Genomic DNA, 16,249 nt, shown 5'->3' on the forward strand with positions numbered 1-16,249 from the left:
GCTGGTGGGGGCCGCGATTGTGATCAGCGCGGGCGTGCTGATCATCTGGCGGGAACGACAGCTGGGGTTGCAGCGCGCCCAGCAGCGCAAGGCGACTGGTGGCACCGGATCCTGAGGTGCCGCCCTAGGACCTGCGGGACCGGAAACTAAGCCGTTCGATTGCTTGCCGTGCCTTGGCGATTTTGCGTTGCAACCCGGGCGGTTGCGAGGGAACGCGCAGTTGCAGCGCGGCATAGATTGGCCATAGGTGTGTCGCGTCATCGGGCGACAGGTAATGGGGCAATGTCGCCGGCTGGCCGCCTGTCGGATTCAGAAAACGGTCTGGAATCACAAAGGGCAGCGTCCCCTTGGGTCGGACAAGGGATTTCTGATTTAGCCGTGCAATAGTCCGCGGGTGGGCATCCTGTTGCTCGACCGTCAGATTGTGGATGCGGTAATACCCCTTGTCCCAGTTCATCAGCACCTGGGCAAAGTACTGGCCGGGATTTGGACGCTGCGGCAACGGTCTGGGGGTATCCAGATATTGTGATGGATCAATAAGATAGAATGCGTGGACGGCGATTGCGAAATCGCATTCCGTCTGCTCCAGCATCCAGAAAATCAGTGCGTCATGGATGCCGGGGCTGGCACGACGAATCGTGTCGAGCCAAAGATCCTGAGGCGAAGATTTCAGAATGCGAAGCAAATGTGCCAGCGCAGACGCTGCATTGGTTCGGGTGACGCGCGCTGCGTCGGCAGTCAGTTCAAACATGGGAATGGTTACTTGTTAACGGTCTACTCATACACTTACGCGACGTGTGACGCTGCCAAATCAAAACAGCATAACAGCAACACTCACCGCCATGACACCCAGATCAGCAATTTATGGCAATCTAGGGGCGGCTCAGCGCCAATTTCGGCAAATCCCACTTTTTTATGCTATGATCGCGACTCAGCAAGGAGGGAAAAGATGCGAAAACATATTCTTGATCGGCCGAACACATCCCGCGATATGGCACCGCGCCGCATGATCGCGGTCCTGCGACGTGCGATGCCCTGCAAGGCCAGCCTGCAATTGCAGCGGCGTCCGCGCACACGACTTGCGTCGCAGCGGGCCGCCAATTTTTTGCGGATCGCCCGGAGTTGAGGTGCAAGGCCCGCCCGGTTGACCGGGCGGGACGGGGGGATCAGGACCGGACCAGTTTTTCGTATTCGGCAGAAATGTCCTGCGTCATCTGGCCGACGTCGAAATTATAGTCGCCGATCTGGCCAACGGGTGTCACCTCGGCCGCCGTGCCGGTCAGCCAGCATTGCTGGAAACCTTCAAGTTCCTCGGGCATGATCACCCGCTCGTGGACCTTTATTTGATGCGCCTTGAGCATGTCGATCACGGTTTGCCGGGTCAGCCCGTTCAGGAATGCATCGGGTTTCGGGGTGTGCACCTCTCCGTCCTTGACGAAAAAGATGTTGGCACCCGTCGCCTCGGCCACATAGCCGCGATAGTCGAACATCATGGCGTCTGAACAGCCTTTCGCCTCGGCGGCATGTTTGGACATGGTGGCGATCATGTAAAGGCCCGCGGCCTTGGCCTGTGACGGCGCGGTTTCCGGGCTGGGCCGTTTCCATTTCGCGATGTCGAGTTTTGCGCCGCGCGTTTTCGCATCGCCGTAATAATTGCCCCATTCCCAGACCGCGACAGCCAGATGCACGGGATTGCGTGCTGCGGCAACGCCCATGTCTTCACCGGACCCGCGCCATGCAAGCGCGCGCACATATGCGTCTTTCAGGCCGTTCGCCTCTAGTGCTGCGATCTTGGCGGCTTCTATTTCATCGACAGTATAGGGAATGTCGAAGTCGATCAGCTTGCCGGAACGTATCAGCCGTTCGGAATGTTCGCGGGATTTGAAGATCTTGCCGTTGTAGCACCGCTCGCCTTCGAACACCGAAGACGCATAGTGCATCGCATGTGTCAGGATGTGGACATTCGCGCTGCGCCAATCGACCAGCGCGCCGTCCATCCAGATCTTGCCGTCCCTGTCATCATAAGCACCCGCCATCGCTTCCCCCGTGAATTTGCATTTGTTACGCATCTAGGTCCGAAACGGACATAATGTTGCGTATAATCGTAAAATCGCTAACAGTTGATTCTTGGAATGTCAATAAAGCTGACGTATTGTAGGCTTGGAATGAGGGGAGAACCCAATGGCGGAAGGCTTGCAGCCACAGATGGGTCAGAGCCTGCTTTTCCTGACGGATGAGCAGTTGCGCAAGGGAATCGAGGCGATGTTTTTCGCCTATCGCGGATTTACCGCCGACCCTGACCGAATTCTTGTTGAACACGGTTACGGGCGGGCGCATCACCGGGCGCTGCATTTCATCCATCGCAGCCCGGGCACGACGGTCAACAACCTGTTGTCGATCCTTGGCGTTACAAAGCAATCGCTTAATCGTGTGTTGCGCACTTTGATCGAAGACGGTTTGGTCGCCAGCACCGTGGGAAAGAAAGACAAGCGTGAACGGCATTTGCACCTTACCGCGACCGGGGCTGCGTTGGAACGTGAACTGTCCAATGCCCAACGGGACCGGATGCGCAGCGCATACCGTGCCGTCGGTCCGACAGCGGTTGCCGGGTTCCGGCAGGTATTGGAGGCGATGATGGATGACGAGGCGCGCCACCATTACGAGACGATGAAGGACAAAGCAGAATGACCGCGGATGATGCCCATCTTTTGATCGTTGATGATGACGAACGTATTCGCGGCCTATTACAGAAATTCCTGATGCGCAGTGGCTTTCTGGTCAGTGTTGCCCGCGATGCCGCACATGCCCGGCGGATCCTGTCGGGGCTGGAATTCGATCTGATCGTGCTGGATGTGATGATGCCGGGAGAAGATGGTGTCGCACTATGCCGCGACCTGCGCCAGCGGATCACCACGCCGATCATGTTGCTGACAGCCAAGGGCGAAACCGGTGACCGGATTTCAGGGCTGGAGGCCGGTGCGGATGATTACCTGTCCAAACCGTTCGAACCCAAGGAATTGCTGTTGCGCATTAACGCCATTTTACGCCGCGTCCCGACAGCCGAACCGGTGGTGATTGTGCCAAAGGTTTTGAACCTTGGCCCTGTCCGCTATGACATCGCCCGGGGCGAGATGTGGCAGGGCGATCAAATGGTCCGGCTGACCGCGACAGAAAGCCACCTGATGCGGATTTTCTCAGGCTGCCCCGGCGAGCCTGTGACCCGCGCCCGGCTGGTCGAGGAGTTGAGCCGCTCGGGCGAACAGACCCAGGAACGTGCGGTCGACGTCCAGATCACCCGTCTGCGCCGCAAGATCGAGGTGGACCCCAAGCAACCCCGCTATCTGCAAACGGTGCGTGGTGCGGGGTATATGCTGGCGCCGGAGTAGGGCGGCACAGGGCAGGATATTTGACTTTCATGCCTCCGGCAGAGGTATTTTGGAACAGAAGAAGGTGGTTGCGCTTTCATCCTGAATTGGGTTGCTTATGCAAATGACAACAGCATTGATCACACATTCCGATTGCCTTGATCATGTCACCCCGTCGGGCCACCCCGAACAGGTGGCGCGGCTAAGCGCGGTTCTGGGCGCGCTGGAAGGGATGGACTTATTGCGCGTCAAGGCCCCTTTGGCCGCCGATGACGATATCCTGCGCTGTCATCCAAAGGCGCATCTGAATGCGATCCGCGCAGCTGCGCCAACGTCGGGGTGGCGGTCGCTGGATGCCGACACGCATATGTCGCCGGGCACCTTGCAGGCTACGTTTCGCGCTGTTGGGGCCGTGGTGCGTGCAGTCGATATGGTGTTGGGGGGAGAGGCGGCCAATGCTTTTGCCGCCGTCCGTCCGCCCGGCCATCATGCAGAACGTGAGACGGCGATGGGATTCTGTTTTTTCGGCAATGTCGCGATCGGTGCGAAACATGCGCTGGATCATCACGGGCTGAAACGTGTCGCGATCGTCGATTTCGATGTGCATCATGGCAACGGCACGCAGGATCTGGTCGAGGATGATCCGCGCATCCTGTTTTGTTCGACCCACCAGTCGCCGCTGTATCCCGGCACAGGGGCCGCGCATGAAACGGGCGTGGGCAATGTGCTGAACGTGCCCCTGCCCGAAGGCACCGGATCACAGGCGTTTCGCGATGTGATGGCGCGTATGGTTCTGCCCCGCGTCGATGATTTTGCGCCGCAGCTTCTGCTGATTTCCGCGGGCTTTGACGCCCATCAGGCCGATCCTTTGGCTGGAATGAACCTGACGACAGATGATTTTGCATGGGTGACTGAGAAACTGTGCGATCTGGCGGATCGTCATTGTCAGGGCCGCGTTGTGTCGGCGCTTGAAGGTGGCTATGACCTTGAGGCGCTGGGCGCGGCTGCCGCAGCGCATGTGAACGTTCTGGAGGAAAGAGGCCGATGAGCGACGTGAACGAGATGAGCTTTGAACAGGCCATCAAAGAGCTTGAGGCCGTTGTCGGCCAGTTGGAGCGCGGCGATGTGGCGCTTGACGAAAGTATCGCCCTTTATGAACGGGGTGCCGCGTTAAAGGCCCGCTGCGAGGCCAAGCTGAAAGAGGCCGAAGAAAAGGTCGCCAAGATCACGCTGGGTGAGAATGGCGAACCAAAGGGCACGGCGCCACTTGATGGTTAGCGGTCACGGCAAGCAGGGCAATCCGTCAGGTTTTCAGCAAGCGCTGACGGATGCCGCCAGCAAGATTGAAAAGCGCCGAAGTGGTATCTGGAATATTCACAACGATGACCTGACGCATGCAATTTCCTATGCGTTGACAGGCGGCAAACACTTTCGTGGTTTTCTGGCGCTGGAGGGATGCCGGCTTCATGGGATATCCGATGAGGTGGCGATTGATGCGGCATTGGCCATCGAGTGTATGCACGCCTATTCGCTGGTGCATGACGACCTGCCCTGCATGGATGATGATGACCTGAGACGCGGCCGCCCGACGGTTCACAAAAAATGGAACGAGGCGGTTGCCGTTCTGGCGGGCGACGCATTGCAGACCCATGCATTTCGCCTGATGTTGCACAACAAGATGGGTCCACACCGCGCAGAGGCGGTGCGCGGGCTGGCGACGGCGTCGCTTTGGATGGTGCGCGGCCAGATGAAAGATATCGCGGCTGAAACCGCGGAAGTGCCGCTTGACCTTGACGCGATAACGCGCATGCAATCCGACAAGACAGGGGCGTTGATTACGTGGGCCGCGACAGTCGGACCGCAACTTGCCGGAGAGTATTCCCCGGCATTGAGGACCTACGCCGATATGCTGGGCCTGGCCTTTCAGATATGGGATGATGTCCTTGACGTGGAGGGCGATGCCGACGCTGTCGGCAAGGCCGTGGGCAAGGATGCGGCGGCCGGCAAGGCGACGTTCGTGTCACTGCTGGGCCTTGGCGGGGCGAAAAGTCGCGCAGCGGAACTGGTGCAAGGGGCCTGTGATGCGTTATCTGTCTACGGCGAGGACGCTGAAACACTGAAAGACGCCGCGCGCTTTGTGATTGCGCGCACACATTAAGAAGGCCGCAGATGATGGACCAATCCAAAACACCCACCCTTGACCGGGTCCAGACACCTGCGGACATGAAGACGATGTCGGATAGCGATCTGCGCCATCTGGCCGATGATCTGCGCAGCGAAACGATTGCTGCCGTTTCAGAAACCGGCGGCCATTTGGGCGCGGGTCTGGGCGTTGTCGAACTGACTGTGGCCTTGCATGCCGTGTTCGATGCGCCCAAAGACAAGATCATCTGGGATGTGTCGCACCAGTGTTATCCGCACAAGATTCTGACCGGGCGACGTGACCGTATCCGCACCCTGCGAATGGAAGGCGGGTTGAGCGGGTTCACCAAACGGTCCGAAAGCCCCTATGACCCGTTCGGCGCGGCCCATTCCAGCACGTCGATTTCGGCCGCACTCGGCTTTGCCGTTGCACGCGACCTTGGCGCGGGGGGGGGCGATGCGATTGCCGTGATTGGTGATGGCGCGATGTCGGCGGGCATGGCCTATGAGGCGATGAACAACGCCGGTCATCTGGGCAAGCGGCTGATCGTGATCCTGAACGACAATGAAATGTCGATCGCCCCGCCCACCGGCGCGATGTCAGCCTATCTGTCACGGCTGTATGCAGGCGAACCATTTCAGGAATTCAAGGCGGCCGCAAAGGGCGCGGTATCTCTCTTGCCGCCGCCGTTTCGCGAAGGGGCCAAGCGCGCCAAGGATATGCTCAAGCATATGACCGTGGGCGGAACATTGTTCGAGGAATTGGGCTTTTCCTATGTCGGGCCGATTGACGGACATGACATGGACCAGTTGCTGTCTGTGTTGCGCACCGTCAAGGCCCGCGCCGATGGCCCGATCCTGATCCACGCGATCACGAAAAAGGGCAAGGGCTTTGGCCCTGCCGAGGGCGCGCGCGACAAGGGCCATGCGACCGCCAGGTTCGATGTTGTCACCGGTAAACAGAAGAAAACGCCCAGCAATGCGCCTTCATATACATCCGTCTTTGCCGAGGCGCTGATCAAACATGCCGCGGATGATCCGAAAATCGTGGCGGTAACGGCGGCGATGCCCGATGGCACAGGATTGGACAAATTCATGGCGCGCTATGCCAGCCGGTGTTTCGACGTCGGTATCGCGGAACAGCATGCGGTGACGTTCAGCGCGGGCATGGCGGCGGGCGGGCTGAAACCGTTCTGCGCGCTCTATTCGACCTTTCTACAACGCGGCTATGATCAGGTGGTACATGATGTGGCGATCCAGCGCCTGCCGGTGCGTTTCGCGATTGACCGTGCGGGGCTGGTGGGCGCTGATGGCGCGACGCATGCAGGATCGTTTGATGTGGCCTTTCTGGCAAACCTTCCTGGATTTGTCGTGATGGCCGCCGCGGACGAGGCCGAACTGGTGCGCATGGTCGCGACCGCAGCCGCCCATGACGAAGGGCCGATCGCGTTCCGTTTCCCACGTGGCGAGGGCGTTGGCGTGGAGATTCCCGAAGATGCGCAACCTCTCGAAATCGGTAAGGGGCGGATGATCCGCGAGGGGTCGCGTGTTGCGATCCTGTCATTCGGCACCCGCCTGGCCGAGGTAACGCGTGCCTGCGAAACGCTTGAGGCCAAGGGGATCAGGCCGACTGTGGCCGATGCCCGGTTTGCCAAGCCGCTCGACCGCGACATGATCTTGCGGCTTGCGGCCGATCACGAGGCGCTGATTTGCATCGAAGAGGGCGCTGTTGGTGGCTTCGGGTCACATGTTGCGCAACTTTTGGCAGAAGAAGGTGTTTTCGATCACGGCCTGAAATTCCGCTCGATGGTCCTGCCGGATACGTTTATCGATCAGGCCAGCCCAAAGGCGATGTATGACACCGCCGGGCTGAACGCCGAAGATATCGTGTCCAAGGTTCTGGAAGTATTGGGTGTGGCGCAACTAGGCACAAAGACAGCCTAAGGCCGCTTTTGCGAGATGCTTTCCAACTGCTTTTCGATGGCGACCAGTTTCGCCAGCACCTCGTCGCGGTAGGCATCCGTGGCAACATTGCTTTCTGCGGCATGGGCATCTTGCATCGAATTGACGATCAGACCGACCAGCAGGTTTACGACCGCAAATGTCGTGACCATGATGAAAGGCACGAAAAAGACCCAAGCGTAGGGGTATACTTCCATCACCGGGCGGACGATGCCCATGGACCAGCTTTCCAGCGTCATGATCTGGAACAGGGTATAGCCGGACCGGCCCAGCGTGCCGAACCAGTCAGGAAAGCTGGTGCCGAACAGTTTGGTCGCCATGACCGCGCCGATGTAGAACACGATCCCCATCAACAGGAATACCGATCCCATGCCGGGCAGCGCGGTGATGAACCCTTCGACAACGCGGCGCAGGGTCGGCACCACCGATATGACACGCAACACCCGCAGAATCCGGAGCGCCCGCAACACCGAAAGCCCGCCATTGCCGGGGATCAAAGCGACGCCCACAATCACGAAATCGAACAGGTTCCAGCCACGCCGGAAAAACTGCCCGCGCTGTGCGAACATCTTGGCCGCCAGTTCGGCCACGAAAATCGCAAGGCATAGCTGGTCAAGAAAAATGATCAGGTCACCAGCGATCGACATGATGCCTTGCGACGTTTCCATGCCAAGAATGATCGCATTGAAGATGATGACCACGATGATGAAATTGCGGGTCCATGCCGTTTCGAGGAACCGGTTGGTTTTCTGGCGAAGTGTCATGTTTTTGCCCTGCATTTCCATCCCTGCGATATGAGGCGTTTACCGCGTGTCGGCAAGAGGAGTTGCCGGGGTAACCTTGTTCTTTACCTGCCTGGCCGAACCGATGCATGCTATGCTGCATGAATATGCGAATGATGACTGGAAAACCTGTCTTGATCTACCGCTGGGTCGTGTTTCTGCTGGCCGCAGGATATTGCCTGCGCACGATCATCTATGGCGGGTTCGACAGTTTCGGCGGCCCGTTCCGGTTTCTGACGATCTGGGCGCTGTTCGCATCCTTCTTTTGCGCCAGCCGCATGATGGCCCTGATGGAAGGGCGCAGTGACCGCCGCTGGGATGGGTTCGTCAGCATGACCGCCGTGATCAATACAATGGTGGTCTTTTTGTATTGGCGGCTCTATTTCGCCGACCCCACCTCGGTCACCCCTGACGGGGAACTGGCGGCGTGGCATCTGGAACTTTATCTGCATTTGTTCGGCCCTTTGCTGCAATGGATCGACAGTGTGTTTATCCACCGCAGCTATCGGCGCCTGGATGGGGCGCTGGCATGGTTGGTCGGGGTGATCGCGGTCTATGTGGCCTGGGCGGAACTGGTGGTCGGGCCGATGAACGGATCGCCCGCAGGCACTGTCACATCGGGCCTGCCTTACCGGTTTCTGAACAATCTGGACTGGGCTGATCGCGCTGTATTTTACGCATCCAACCTTGTGACAGGGATTTTGTTGCTATTTCTCTTTTCCGGTATCGCCTGGGCCGTCAGGCGCCGATTTCCTGTGCCAGCAGGGATTTAAGCCCGCTGCGGTAGTCGGGGTATAGAAGGTCCACATCCAGTTCATCCTTGATGCGGTCATTGCGCACCTTTTTGCTTTCGGCGTAAAAACTGCGGGCCATTGGTGACATTTCAGCGGTTTCGAAATCCACTGCAGGCGGGATCGGCAGGCCCAGCAGTTCGGCGGCATAGGCGATGACATCCTGCGGCGGGGCTGGATCATCGTCACAGACATTGTAGGCCGAACCGGGGTTGGGGCGCGCGATGGATGCAGACAGCACGCGTGCAATATCGGCCACATGGGTGCGGCTGAACACCTGGCCGTCCTTGATGATCCGCTTTGCGGTGCCTTGCCGGACCTTTGCAAAGGGACCACGCCCCGGGCCGTAAATCCCTGCCAGCCGGAATATATGTAGCGGCAGGTCAGGGATTGCGGCCCATGCGGCCTCTGCCGCGACACGTGCCTGCCCGCGCTTGGTTGACGGTGTCAGCGGGGTGGTTTCATCCACCCAGTCGCCGCCATGATCGCCGTAGACGCCGGTTGTAGACAGGTAGCCGACCCATGCGAACTGTCCGGCGCGGGAGGCGATCTCATCGTGCAGCGCGGCCAGCACCGGGTCGCCGTCATCGTCGGGTGCGGCCGAAATCAGAAGATGCGTCGCTGTATCCAGCGCGGGGGACATATTGGCCCCCGGCCAGATGCGCGGTTCGACCCCTTCGTTCATCAGGCGCGTCGCCTTATCGTCGGACCGTGTCGTGCCGATGACGCGCCAGTCCTGCGGCAGCAGGATGCGGGACAGGGCGCGGGCGCTATAACCGTGGCCGAAGGAGAGAAGGGTATTTGTCATTGATGTATTAGGTGGCGCAGTCTTGCCCAGACTTCAAGCGGGTGGTGTGCAGATGATGGGGCGGAAGCCTCCGGCGGAGGTACTTTTCAACAGAAGAAGGCGGGATCAAGCTGCATAGTCTGAACCTTCGCTGTCCAGGATCGTCTTGAGTTCGGCCAGATGTCGCGCATCCTGTTCAGGGTAGCTTTCGAGTTCTTGCGCGGTTTTTTCTGCGATATCGTCGGGAAGCACGCGCAAGGGCTGGCCGGTTTGCAGCGCGCGGATATACGTTTCGGCGGCGCGTTCGAAATAATACATCCGGTTGAATGTGTCCGCGATGGTATCGCCAATGACAAGCACACCATGGTTGCCCATGATCATCACACGTTTCGCGGGGTCGGTGAAAAGGGCGGCGCACCGTGCGCCTTCGTCCTCGAACGCCAGCCCGCCATAGCCATCGTCGATGACATAGCGGTTGAAAAAGGTGCAGCAGTTCTGGTCGATCGGGGGCAGGTTACTGTCGGCCAGCGATGCCAGCACGGTAGCAAAGATCGAATGGACATGCATCGCGCAGCGGGCGTGCGGAACATGCCTGTGGATGCCGCCATGCAGCCCCCATGCGGTGGGATCGGGTGCGTCCGGCCCTTGCAGGGTTTCAGGGTCGTTTGCATCGACCACGATCAGGTCGCTGGCCTTGATCCGGCTGAAGTGCATCTGGTTGGGGTTCATCAGGAACCGCGTGCCATCATCATTGATCGCCAAGCTGAAATGATTGGCGACGGATTCGTGCATGTTCAGCCGTGCCGTCCAGCGAAAGGCGGCAGCCAGATCAACGCGTTCGTTCCAGTGGCTGAGATTGCCGTGTTGCATGGTGTCCCCTCGCATTCGGTTTGCCTGTTTGATACAGACCTGAGATGATAGCGCCAACATCAGCAAAAGGGAAATGACCGATGACCTTCAAACCCGCCACATGGCCCCGCAAGTTGAGGTCACAGGAATGGTTCGGCGGCACGTCCAAGGATGCGATCTATCACCGGTCATGGATGAAGAACCAGGGCTTGCCCGCCGACCTGCTGGATGGCCGGCCGGTGATTGGCATCTGCAACACGTGGTCCGAACTGACCCCTTGCAACGCGCATCTACGCGATCTGGCAGAGCGCGTGAAGTTCGGCGTCTACGAAGCTGGTGGCTTTCCGGTGGAATTTCCGGTGTTCAGCCCGTCCGAAAGCACGATCCGCCCGACGGCGATGATGTATCGCAATCTTTGCGCCATGGATGTGGAGGAAGCGATCCGCGCGAAATGTATCGACGGTGTGGTGTTGCTGGCCGGCTGCGACAAGACCACTCCGGCTTTGTTGATGGGGGCGGCGTCGGTCGATCTGCCCGCGATCATGGTGTCGGGCGGGCCGATGCTGAACGGTCACTTCAAGGGTGAACGGGTCGGGTCCGGCACGCATCTTTGGAAATTCTCGGAAGCTGTGCGTGCGGGTGAAATGTCGGCCGAGGAATTTGTCGAGGCAGAGGCGTCGATGTCGCGTTCGGCGGGGTCATGCAACACGATGGGCACCGCCAGCACGATGGCGTCGATGGCAGAGGCATTGGGCATGGCGCTGTCAGGCAACGCCGCGATCCCGGCCGTGGACAGCCGCCGCCGGGTGATGGCCCATGTGACGGGCCGCCGGATCGTCGATATGGTCAAGGACGATCTTAAACCATCCGATATCATGACCAAGCGGGCGTTCGAAAACGCGATCCGCACGAATGGCGCGATTGGCGGGTCTACCAATGCAGTGGTTCATTTGCTGGCCATGGCGGGCCGCTGCGACGTTGATCTGACGCTTGATGACTGGGACCGGTGCGGGCGCGATGTGCCGACAATCGTCAACCTGATGCCATCGGGCAAATACCTGATGGAGGAGTTTTTCTATGCCGGCGGCCTGCCGGTCGTCATCAAGCGGCTGGGCGAAGCCGGGATGCTGCACAAGGATGCGCTGACCGTATCGGGGCAGGGTATCTGGGACGAAGTCAAGGATGTGCAGAACTGGAACGAGGATGTGATCCTGCCAGTGGAAAAGGCGCTGACGCAATCGGGTGGCGTGGCCGTGTTGCGCGGCAATCTGGCGCCTAATGGTGCAGTGCTGAAACCATCCGCTGCGACGCCCGCGCTGATGACGCATCGTGGGCGAGCGGTGGTGTTCGAGGATATCGACGACTACAAGGCGCGGATCAACGATGATGCGCTGGATATCGACGAGACCTGCGTGATGGTCCTGAAAAACTGTGGTCCGCGCGGTTATCCCGGCATGGCCGAGGTTGGCAATATGGGACTCCCGCCGAAGATCCTGAAGAAAGGGATCACCGATATGGTGCGGATTTCCGATGCGCGCATGTCCGGCACGGCATTCGGCACCGTGGTGCTGCATACAGCGCCCGAGGCGGCGGTCGGCGGCCCGCTTGCGGTGGTGCGCACGGGCGACATGATCGAACTGGATGTGGCCGAACGGCGTCTGCATCTGGATATTCCGGATGCAGAGCTGGCGGCGCGTCTGGCCGATTGGTCCGCCGAAAAATCCGGTGCAAATCCGCGCCCTGCCAGCGGCTATGCCCAACTCTACCACGACCGGGTGACCGGTGCCGACACCGGCGCCGATTTCGATTTCCTGATCGGCTGTCGCGGTAATGCCGTGGGAAAAGAGGCGCATTGATGACAACGCCAATTTGCCTTGTGGGGATCGGCAAGATCGCAGTGGATCAACATGTGCCAGCCATCAACGCCAGCCCCGACTGGATCCTTGCCGCAACTGTCAGCCGCTCTGGCACCGTGGACGGCGTGCCGGCCTTTGATGATTTTGAAAGGATGTTGGCGGCACGCGCCGATATCCCCGTGGTGTCCTTGTGCCTTCCGCCTGTGCCGCGTTTTGATTATGCGGCCAAGGCGATTGCAGCCGGCCAGCATGTAATGCTGGAAAAACCCCCGGGCGCCACATTGGCCGAGGTGCAGACGTTGCATGCCATGGCGCAGGCGGCGGGTGTGACGCTGTTTGCCACATGGCACAGCCGGATGGCCAAGGGCGTGGCCCCGGCCAAGGCTTGGCTGGCGGACAAGACGATCACCGGCGGGCATATCAACTGGAAGGAAGACGTGCGGCGCTGGCATCCGGGGCAGGACTGGGTGTTCGCGCCCGGCGGTATGGGCGTGTTCGATCCGGGCAGTAATGCCTTGTCGATCATGACAGAGATTATGCCGCTGCCTGTGCATCTGACAGGTGCAACCCTGCAATTTCCCAGCAATCGCGACACGCCGATTGCCGCGCAATTGCAGTGGACGGGCAATTTCACTGGCGATTTCGATTGGCGGCAGGAAGGCCCGCAAAGCTGGGATATTCGTGTCGAGACTACGGCAGGCACGCTGACGCTGCATGACGGTGGCGCGCGATTGTTGATTGATGGTGTCGAACAGGATGCCGGGCCTGATCGGGAATATCCCGCGCTGTATGACCGCATGGCGGAACTGATCAAAACGGGGGCATCCGACGTGGATCTGGCCCCGATGATCCATGTGGCCGATGCAATGACACTGGGTAAGCGGATCACGGTGGACCCGTTCGAATTTTGATATAACGCATTGTTTCTTCAGAGTAAAAATATCCCCGCCGGAGGCAGGAACAGCCTGTAAATCAGGCGCGGTGGGTGTTTTTGTAAACTGCCAAAAATTTACCATTTGATAAAAAATAAAACTGTGGCAGGCTGTTCGTGACAAGCCACGACAGGAAGCAGCCATGTCCACACCCATGACCCCCGGTATCGCCGCTGGCCGTTTGCCCGGTGAAGAAATCGCGACGAACTTTGACGATCTGCACGCCCCCTATGCCCCCCATGAGGCGGCGGTCGCTGCGGATCGGTGTTACTTCTGCCATGATGCGCCCTGCGTCACGGCCTGCCCGACGGGCATCGACATCCCGCTGTTCATTCGTCAGATCAGCACCGGCACGCCAGAGGCGGCGGCGAAGACCATCTTTGATCAGAACATCCTTGGCGGCATGTGCGCCCGCGTCTGCCCGACAGAGGATCTGTGCGAACAGGCCTGCGTCCGCGAGGCGGCCGAGGGCAAACCGGTGGAAATCGGGCGATTGCAGCGGCATGCGACCGATGCGCTGATGGCGAAACAAAGCCACCCTTACACCCGCGCCGATGCGACCGGCAAAACCGTGGCCGTGGTGGGTGCGGGGCCTGCCGGCCTTGCCTGTGCGCACCGCTTGGCGATGCAGGGGCATGACGTGACACTTTATGATGGCCGGACAAAGCCTGGTGGACTAAATGAATTTGGCATCGCAGCCTACAAGGCCACCGATGATTTCGCCGCACGCGAGGTCGATTGGCTGCTGGGCATCGGTGGGATCACATTGCAGACCGGCAAACGGTTGGGCACGGACCTGACGCTTGATGCGCTGACCGGTGACCATGATGCGGTGTTTCTGGCCGTCGGTCTGGGCGGCGTGAACGCACTGCGCGCGCCGGGCGAAAACAAGGACAGCGTCACTGATGCGGTCGATTTCATCGCAACCCTGCGCCAATCGCCTGACCTTACGCACCTGCCCGTGGGCCGCGACGTTGTCGTGATCGGCGGCGGGATGACGGCGGTGGATGCGGCGGTGCAATCCAAACTGCTGGGCGCGCAAAACGTCACCATCGCCTATCGCCGTGGCCGCGACGCGATGAGCGCAAGCCGCTATGAACAGGATCTTGCCGCGTCCAAAGGCGTGCGGCTGATGTTCAACGTGCAGCCTGTCGCCATCCATGGCAATGGGGCCGTACGCGAGGTTGAGCTTGAATATACGGCCGACGACGGCACGGGCCTGAAAGGCACCGGTGAAACCATCCGGCTGGCCGCCGATCAGGTGTTCAAGGCGATCGGGCAAACCTTAGAGACTGACGCCGGGCTGACGCTGGAGGGGCGCAAGATCGCCGTGACAGGCGCGGGCCGCACGAGCCGTGCCGGCGTCTGGGCCGGGGGCGATTGCGCCAGCGGTGGTGATGACCTGACAGTCACAGCCGTGGCCGAAGGGCGCGATGCGGCAATGGATATTCACGCAACCTTGATGGGGAGCAACTAAAATGGCCGATCTGACAACCAATTTTCTGGGTATCACATCCCCCAACCCGTTCTGGCTGGCCTCTGCCCCGCCGACTGACAAGGAATACAACGTGCGCCGCGCGTTCGAGGCCGGTTGGGGTGGCGTCGTCTGGAAAACGCTGGGGTCCGAAGGCCCGCCTGTCGTCAACGTCAACGGCCCGCGCTATGGCGCGATCTATGGCGCGGACCGGCGGCTGTTGGGGCTGAACAACATCGAGTTGATCACGGACCGGCCTTTGGAAGTGAACCTGGAAGAAATCACACGGGTCAAGGCAGACTACCCTGACCGCGCGATGATCGTTAGCATCATGGTGCCCTGCGAAGAACAGGCTTGGAAAGATATCCTGCCCCGTGTCGCCGCCACTGGCGCGGACGGGATCGAGTTGAATTTCGGCTGCCCGCATGGCATGTCCGAACGGGGGATGGGCGCCGCCGTTGGGCAGGTGCCGGAATATATCGAAATGGTCACCCGCTGGTGCAAGCAGTATTACGACAAGCCGGTAATTGTGAAACTGACGCCCAATATCACCGACGTCCGCAAGCCTGCGGCGGCGGCGATGCGGGGTGGGGCCGATGCGGTCAGCCTGATCAACACGATCAATTCGATCACATCCGTGAACCTTGATACGATGTCGCCCGAACCGTCGATTGACGGCAAGGGGTCGCACGGCGGCTATTGCGGCCCGGCGGTGAAACCCATTGCAATGTCGATGGTGTCGGAAATCGCGCGCAACCCCGAAACGCACGGCCTGCCGATCAGCGGGATCGGCGGCGTGACCACGTGGCGCGATGCGGCGGAATTCATCAGCCTTGGCTGCGGCAATGTGCAGGTCTGCACGGCGGCGATGACCTATGGTTTCAAGATTGTGCAGGAAATGATCAGCGGTCTGTCACAATGGATGGATGAAAAAGGCTATTCATCTGTGGAAGAGGTTGTGGGCCGTGCCGTGCCCAATGTGACCGACTGGCAGTATCTGAACCTGAATTATGTGGCAAAGGCAAAGATCAATCAGGATGATTGCATCAAATGCGGCCGCTGCTATGCCGCCTGCGAAGACACCAGCCATCAGGCGATAGCCATGTCCGAGGATCGCACGTTTAGTGTGATCGACGCGGAATGTGTCGCCTGCAACCTGTGTGTCGATGTCTGCCCGGTCGAAAACTGCATCACGATGGAAGCAATGGAACCCGGCACAGTGGACCCGCGCACCGGCAAGGTGGTGCAAAAGGAATACGCCAACTGGACAACCCACCCCAACAATCCGGGTGCCGTTGCCGCCGAATGA

At 59.8% G+C, this 16,249-nt stretch carries 17 protein-coding genes; 12 read left to right on the plus strand and 5 right to left on the minus strand.

Annotation, left to right across the window (positions count from 1 at the left end; translation table 11 throughout):
- Nucleotides 1–124: 124 nt before the first annotated feature.
- Nucleotides 125–751 (minus strand): hypothetical protein, encoded by a 627-nt coding sequence (locus ACTG4B_RS04360; protein ID WP_439154465.1) that lies wholly within the window; start codon nucleotides 749–751, stop codon nucleotides 125–127.
- Between the two features lie 198 nt (nucleotides 752–949).
- On the opposite strand from ACTG4B_RS04360, the gene ACTG4B_RS04365 reads away from it, so the two are divergent.
- Entirely contained in the window at nucleotides 950–1,126 is a 177-nt protein-coding gene (locus ACTG4B_RS04365; protein WP_439154466.1) for a hypothetical protein, read from the plus strand.
- Between the two features lie 40 nt (nucleotides 1,127–1,166).
- On the opposite strand, the gene ACTG4B_RS04370 is transcribed toward ACTG4B_RS04365, so the two are convergent.
- Nucleotides 1,167–2,036, minus strand: a complete 870-nt coding sequence (locus ACTG4B_RS04370; protein WP_439154531.1) for a branched-chain amino acid aminotransferase — start codon at nucleotides 2,034–2,036, stop codon at nucleotides 1,167–1,169.
- Between the two features lie 145 nt (nucleotides 2,037–2,181).
- On the opposite strand from ACTG4B_RS04370, the gene ACTG4B_RS04375 reads away from it, so the two are divergent.
- The 6 genes from ACTG4B_RS04375 (at nucleotide 2,182) to dxs (ending at nucleotide 7,451) form a co-directional block, all read left to right on the plus strand.
- On the plus strand, nucleotides 2,182–2,688 hold the full coding sequence (locus ACTG4B_RS04375; protein WP_439154467.1) for a MarR family winged helix-turn-helix transcriptional regulator: 507 nt from the start codon (nucleotides 2,182–2,184) through the stop codon (nucleotides 2,686–2,688).
- On the plus strand, nucleotides 2,685–3,386 hold the full coding sequence (locus ACTG4B_RS04380) for a response regulator (protein WP_439154468.1): 702 nt from the start codon (nucleotides 2,685–2,687) through the stop codon (nucleotides 3,384–3,386). Before ACTG4B_RS04375 ends, ACTG4B_RS04380 begins: the two co-directional genes overlap by 4 nt.
- Before the next feature lie 103 nt (nucleotides 3,387–3,489).
- Nucleotides 3,490–4,413 carry a histone deacetylase family protein gene (locus ACTG4B_RS04385; RefSeq protein ID WP_439154532.1) on the plus strand — a complete coding sequence of 308 codons (924 nt, stop codon included), beginning with the start codon at nucleotides 3,490–3,492 and terminating at the stop codon, nucleotides 4,411–4,413.
- Nucleotides 4,410–4,643, plus strand: a complete 234-nt coding sequence (locus tag ACTG4B_RS04390) for an exodeoxyribonuclease VII small subunit (RefSeq protein ID WP_439154469.1) — start codon at nucleotides 4,410–4,412, stop codon at nucleotides 4,641–4,643. The genes ACTG4B_RS04385 and ACTG4B_RS04390 overlap by 4 nt, the downstream gene beginning before the upstream one ends.
- A complete protein-coding gene (locus tag ACTG4B_RS04395; protein ID WP_439154470.1) occupies nucleotides 4,636–5,523 on the plus strand; it encodes a polyprenyl synthetase family protein in 888 nt (295 codons plus the stop codon). Before ACTG4B_RS04390 ends, ACTG4B_RS04395 begins: the two co-directional genes overlap by 8 nt.
- Before the next feature lie 11 nt (nucleotides 5,524–5,534).
- Nucleotides 5,535–7,451 carry a 1-deoxy-D-xylulose-5-phosphate synthase gene (dxs, locus tag ACTG4B_RS04400; protein ID WP_439154471.1) on the plus strand — a complete coding sequence of 639 codons (1,917 nt, stop codon included), beginning with the start codon at nucleotides 5,535–5,537 and terminating at the stop codon, nucleotides 7,449–7,451.
- On the opposite strand, the gene ACTG4B_RS04405 is transcribed toward dxs, so the two are convergent.
- Nucleotides 7,448–8,233, minus strand: a complete 786-nt coding sequence (locus ACTG4B_RS04405) for an ion transporter (RefSeq protein ID WP_439154472.1) — start codon at nucleotides 8,231–8,233, stop codon at nucleotides 7,448–7,450. The two genes, dxs and ACTG4B_RS04405, sit on opposite strands and share 4 nt — an antisense overlap.
- 131 nt (nucleotides 8,234–8,364) lie before the next feature.
- On the opposite strand from ACTG4B_RS04405, the gene ACTG4B_RS04410 reads away from it, so the two are divergent.
- Nucleotides 8,365–9,024 (plus strand): hypothetical protein, encoded by a 660-nt coding sequence (locus ACTG4B_RS04410; RefSeq protein ID WP_439154473.1) that lies wholly within the window; start codon nucleotides 8,365–8,367, stop codon nucleotides 9,022–9,024.
- Here ACTG4B_RS04410 and ACTG4B_RS04415 read toward each other — a convergent pair.
- Complete coding sequence (locus tag ACTG4B_RS04415; protein WP_439154474.1) at nucleotides 8,990–9,850, minus strand: SDR family oxidoreductase; 861 nt, start codon at nucleotides 9,848–9,850, stop codon at nucleotides 8,990–8,992. The genes ACTG4B_RS04410 and ACTG4B_RS04415 overlap by 35 nt on opposite strands.
- Before the next feature lie 105 nt (nucleotides 9,851–9,955).
- Nucleotides 9,956–10,699 (minus strand): class II aldolase and adducin N-terminal domain-containing protein, encoded by a 744-nt coding sequence (locus ACTG4B_RS04420; protein WP_439154475.1) that lies wholly within the window; start codon nucleotides 10,697–10,699, stop codon nucleotides 9,956–9,958.
- An 80-nt stretch (nucleotides 10,700–10,779) separates the two neighbouring features.
- On the opposite strand from ACTG4B_RS04420, the gene araD reads away from it, so the two are divergent.
- From araD to preA, 4 genes are all read left to right on the plus strand, one after another.
- Nucleotides 10,780–12,534, plus strand: a complete 1,755-nt coding sequence (araD, locus tag ACTG4B_RS04425; RefSeq protein WP_439154476.1) for an L-arabinonate dehydratase — start codon at nucleotides 10,780–10,782, stop codon at nucleotides 12,532–12,534.
- Complete coding sequence (locus tag ACTG4B_RS04430) at nucleotides 12,534–13,445, plus strand: Gfo/Idh/MocA family protein (RefSeq protein ID WP_439154477.1); 912 nt, start codon at nucleotides 12,534–12,536, stop codon at nucleotides 13,443–13,445. The genes araD and ACTG4B_RS04430 overlap by 1 nt, the downstream gene beginning before the upstream one ends.
- A gap of 163 nt (nucleotides 13,446–13,608) precedes the next feature.
- Nucleotides 13,609–14,943 carry an NAD(P)-dependent oxidoreductase gene (locus tag ACTG4B_RS04435; RefSeq protein ID WP_439154478.1) on the plus strand — a complete coding sequence of 445 codons (1,335 nt, stop codon included), beginning with the start codon at nucleotides 13,609–13,611 and terminating at the stop codon, nucleotides 14,941–14,943.
- A 1-nt stretch (nucleotide 14,944) separates the two neighbouring features.
- Nucleotides 14,945–16,249 (plus strand): NAD-dependent dihydropyrimidine dehydrogenase subunit PreA, encoded by a 1,305-nt coding sequence (gene preA / locus ACTG4B_RS04440; protein WP_439154479.1) that lies wholly within the window; start codon nucleotides 14,945–14,947, stop codon nucleotides 16,247–16,249.

The organism is Yoonia sp., assembly GCF_965660735.1.
In the GTDB taxonomy this organism is placed as follows: Bacteria; Pseudomonadota; Alphaproteobacteria; order Rhodobacterales; family Rhodobacteraceae; genus Yoonia.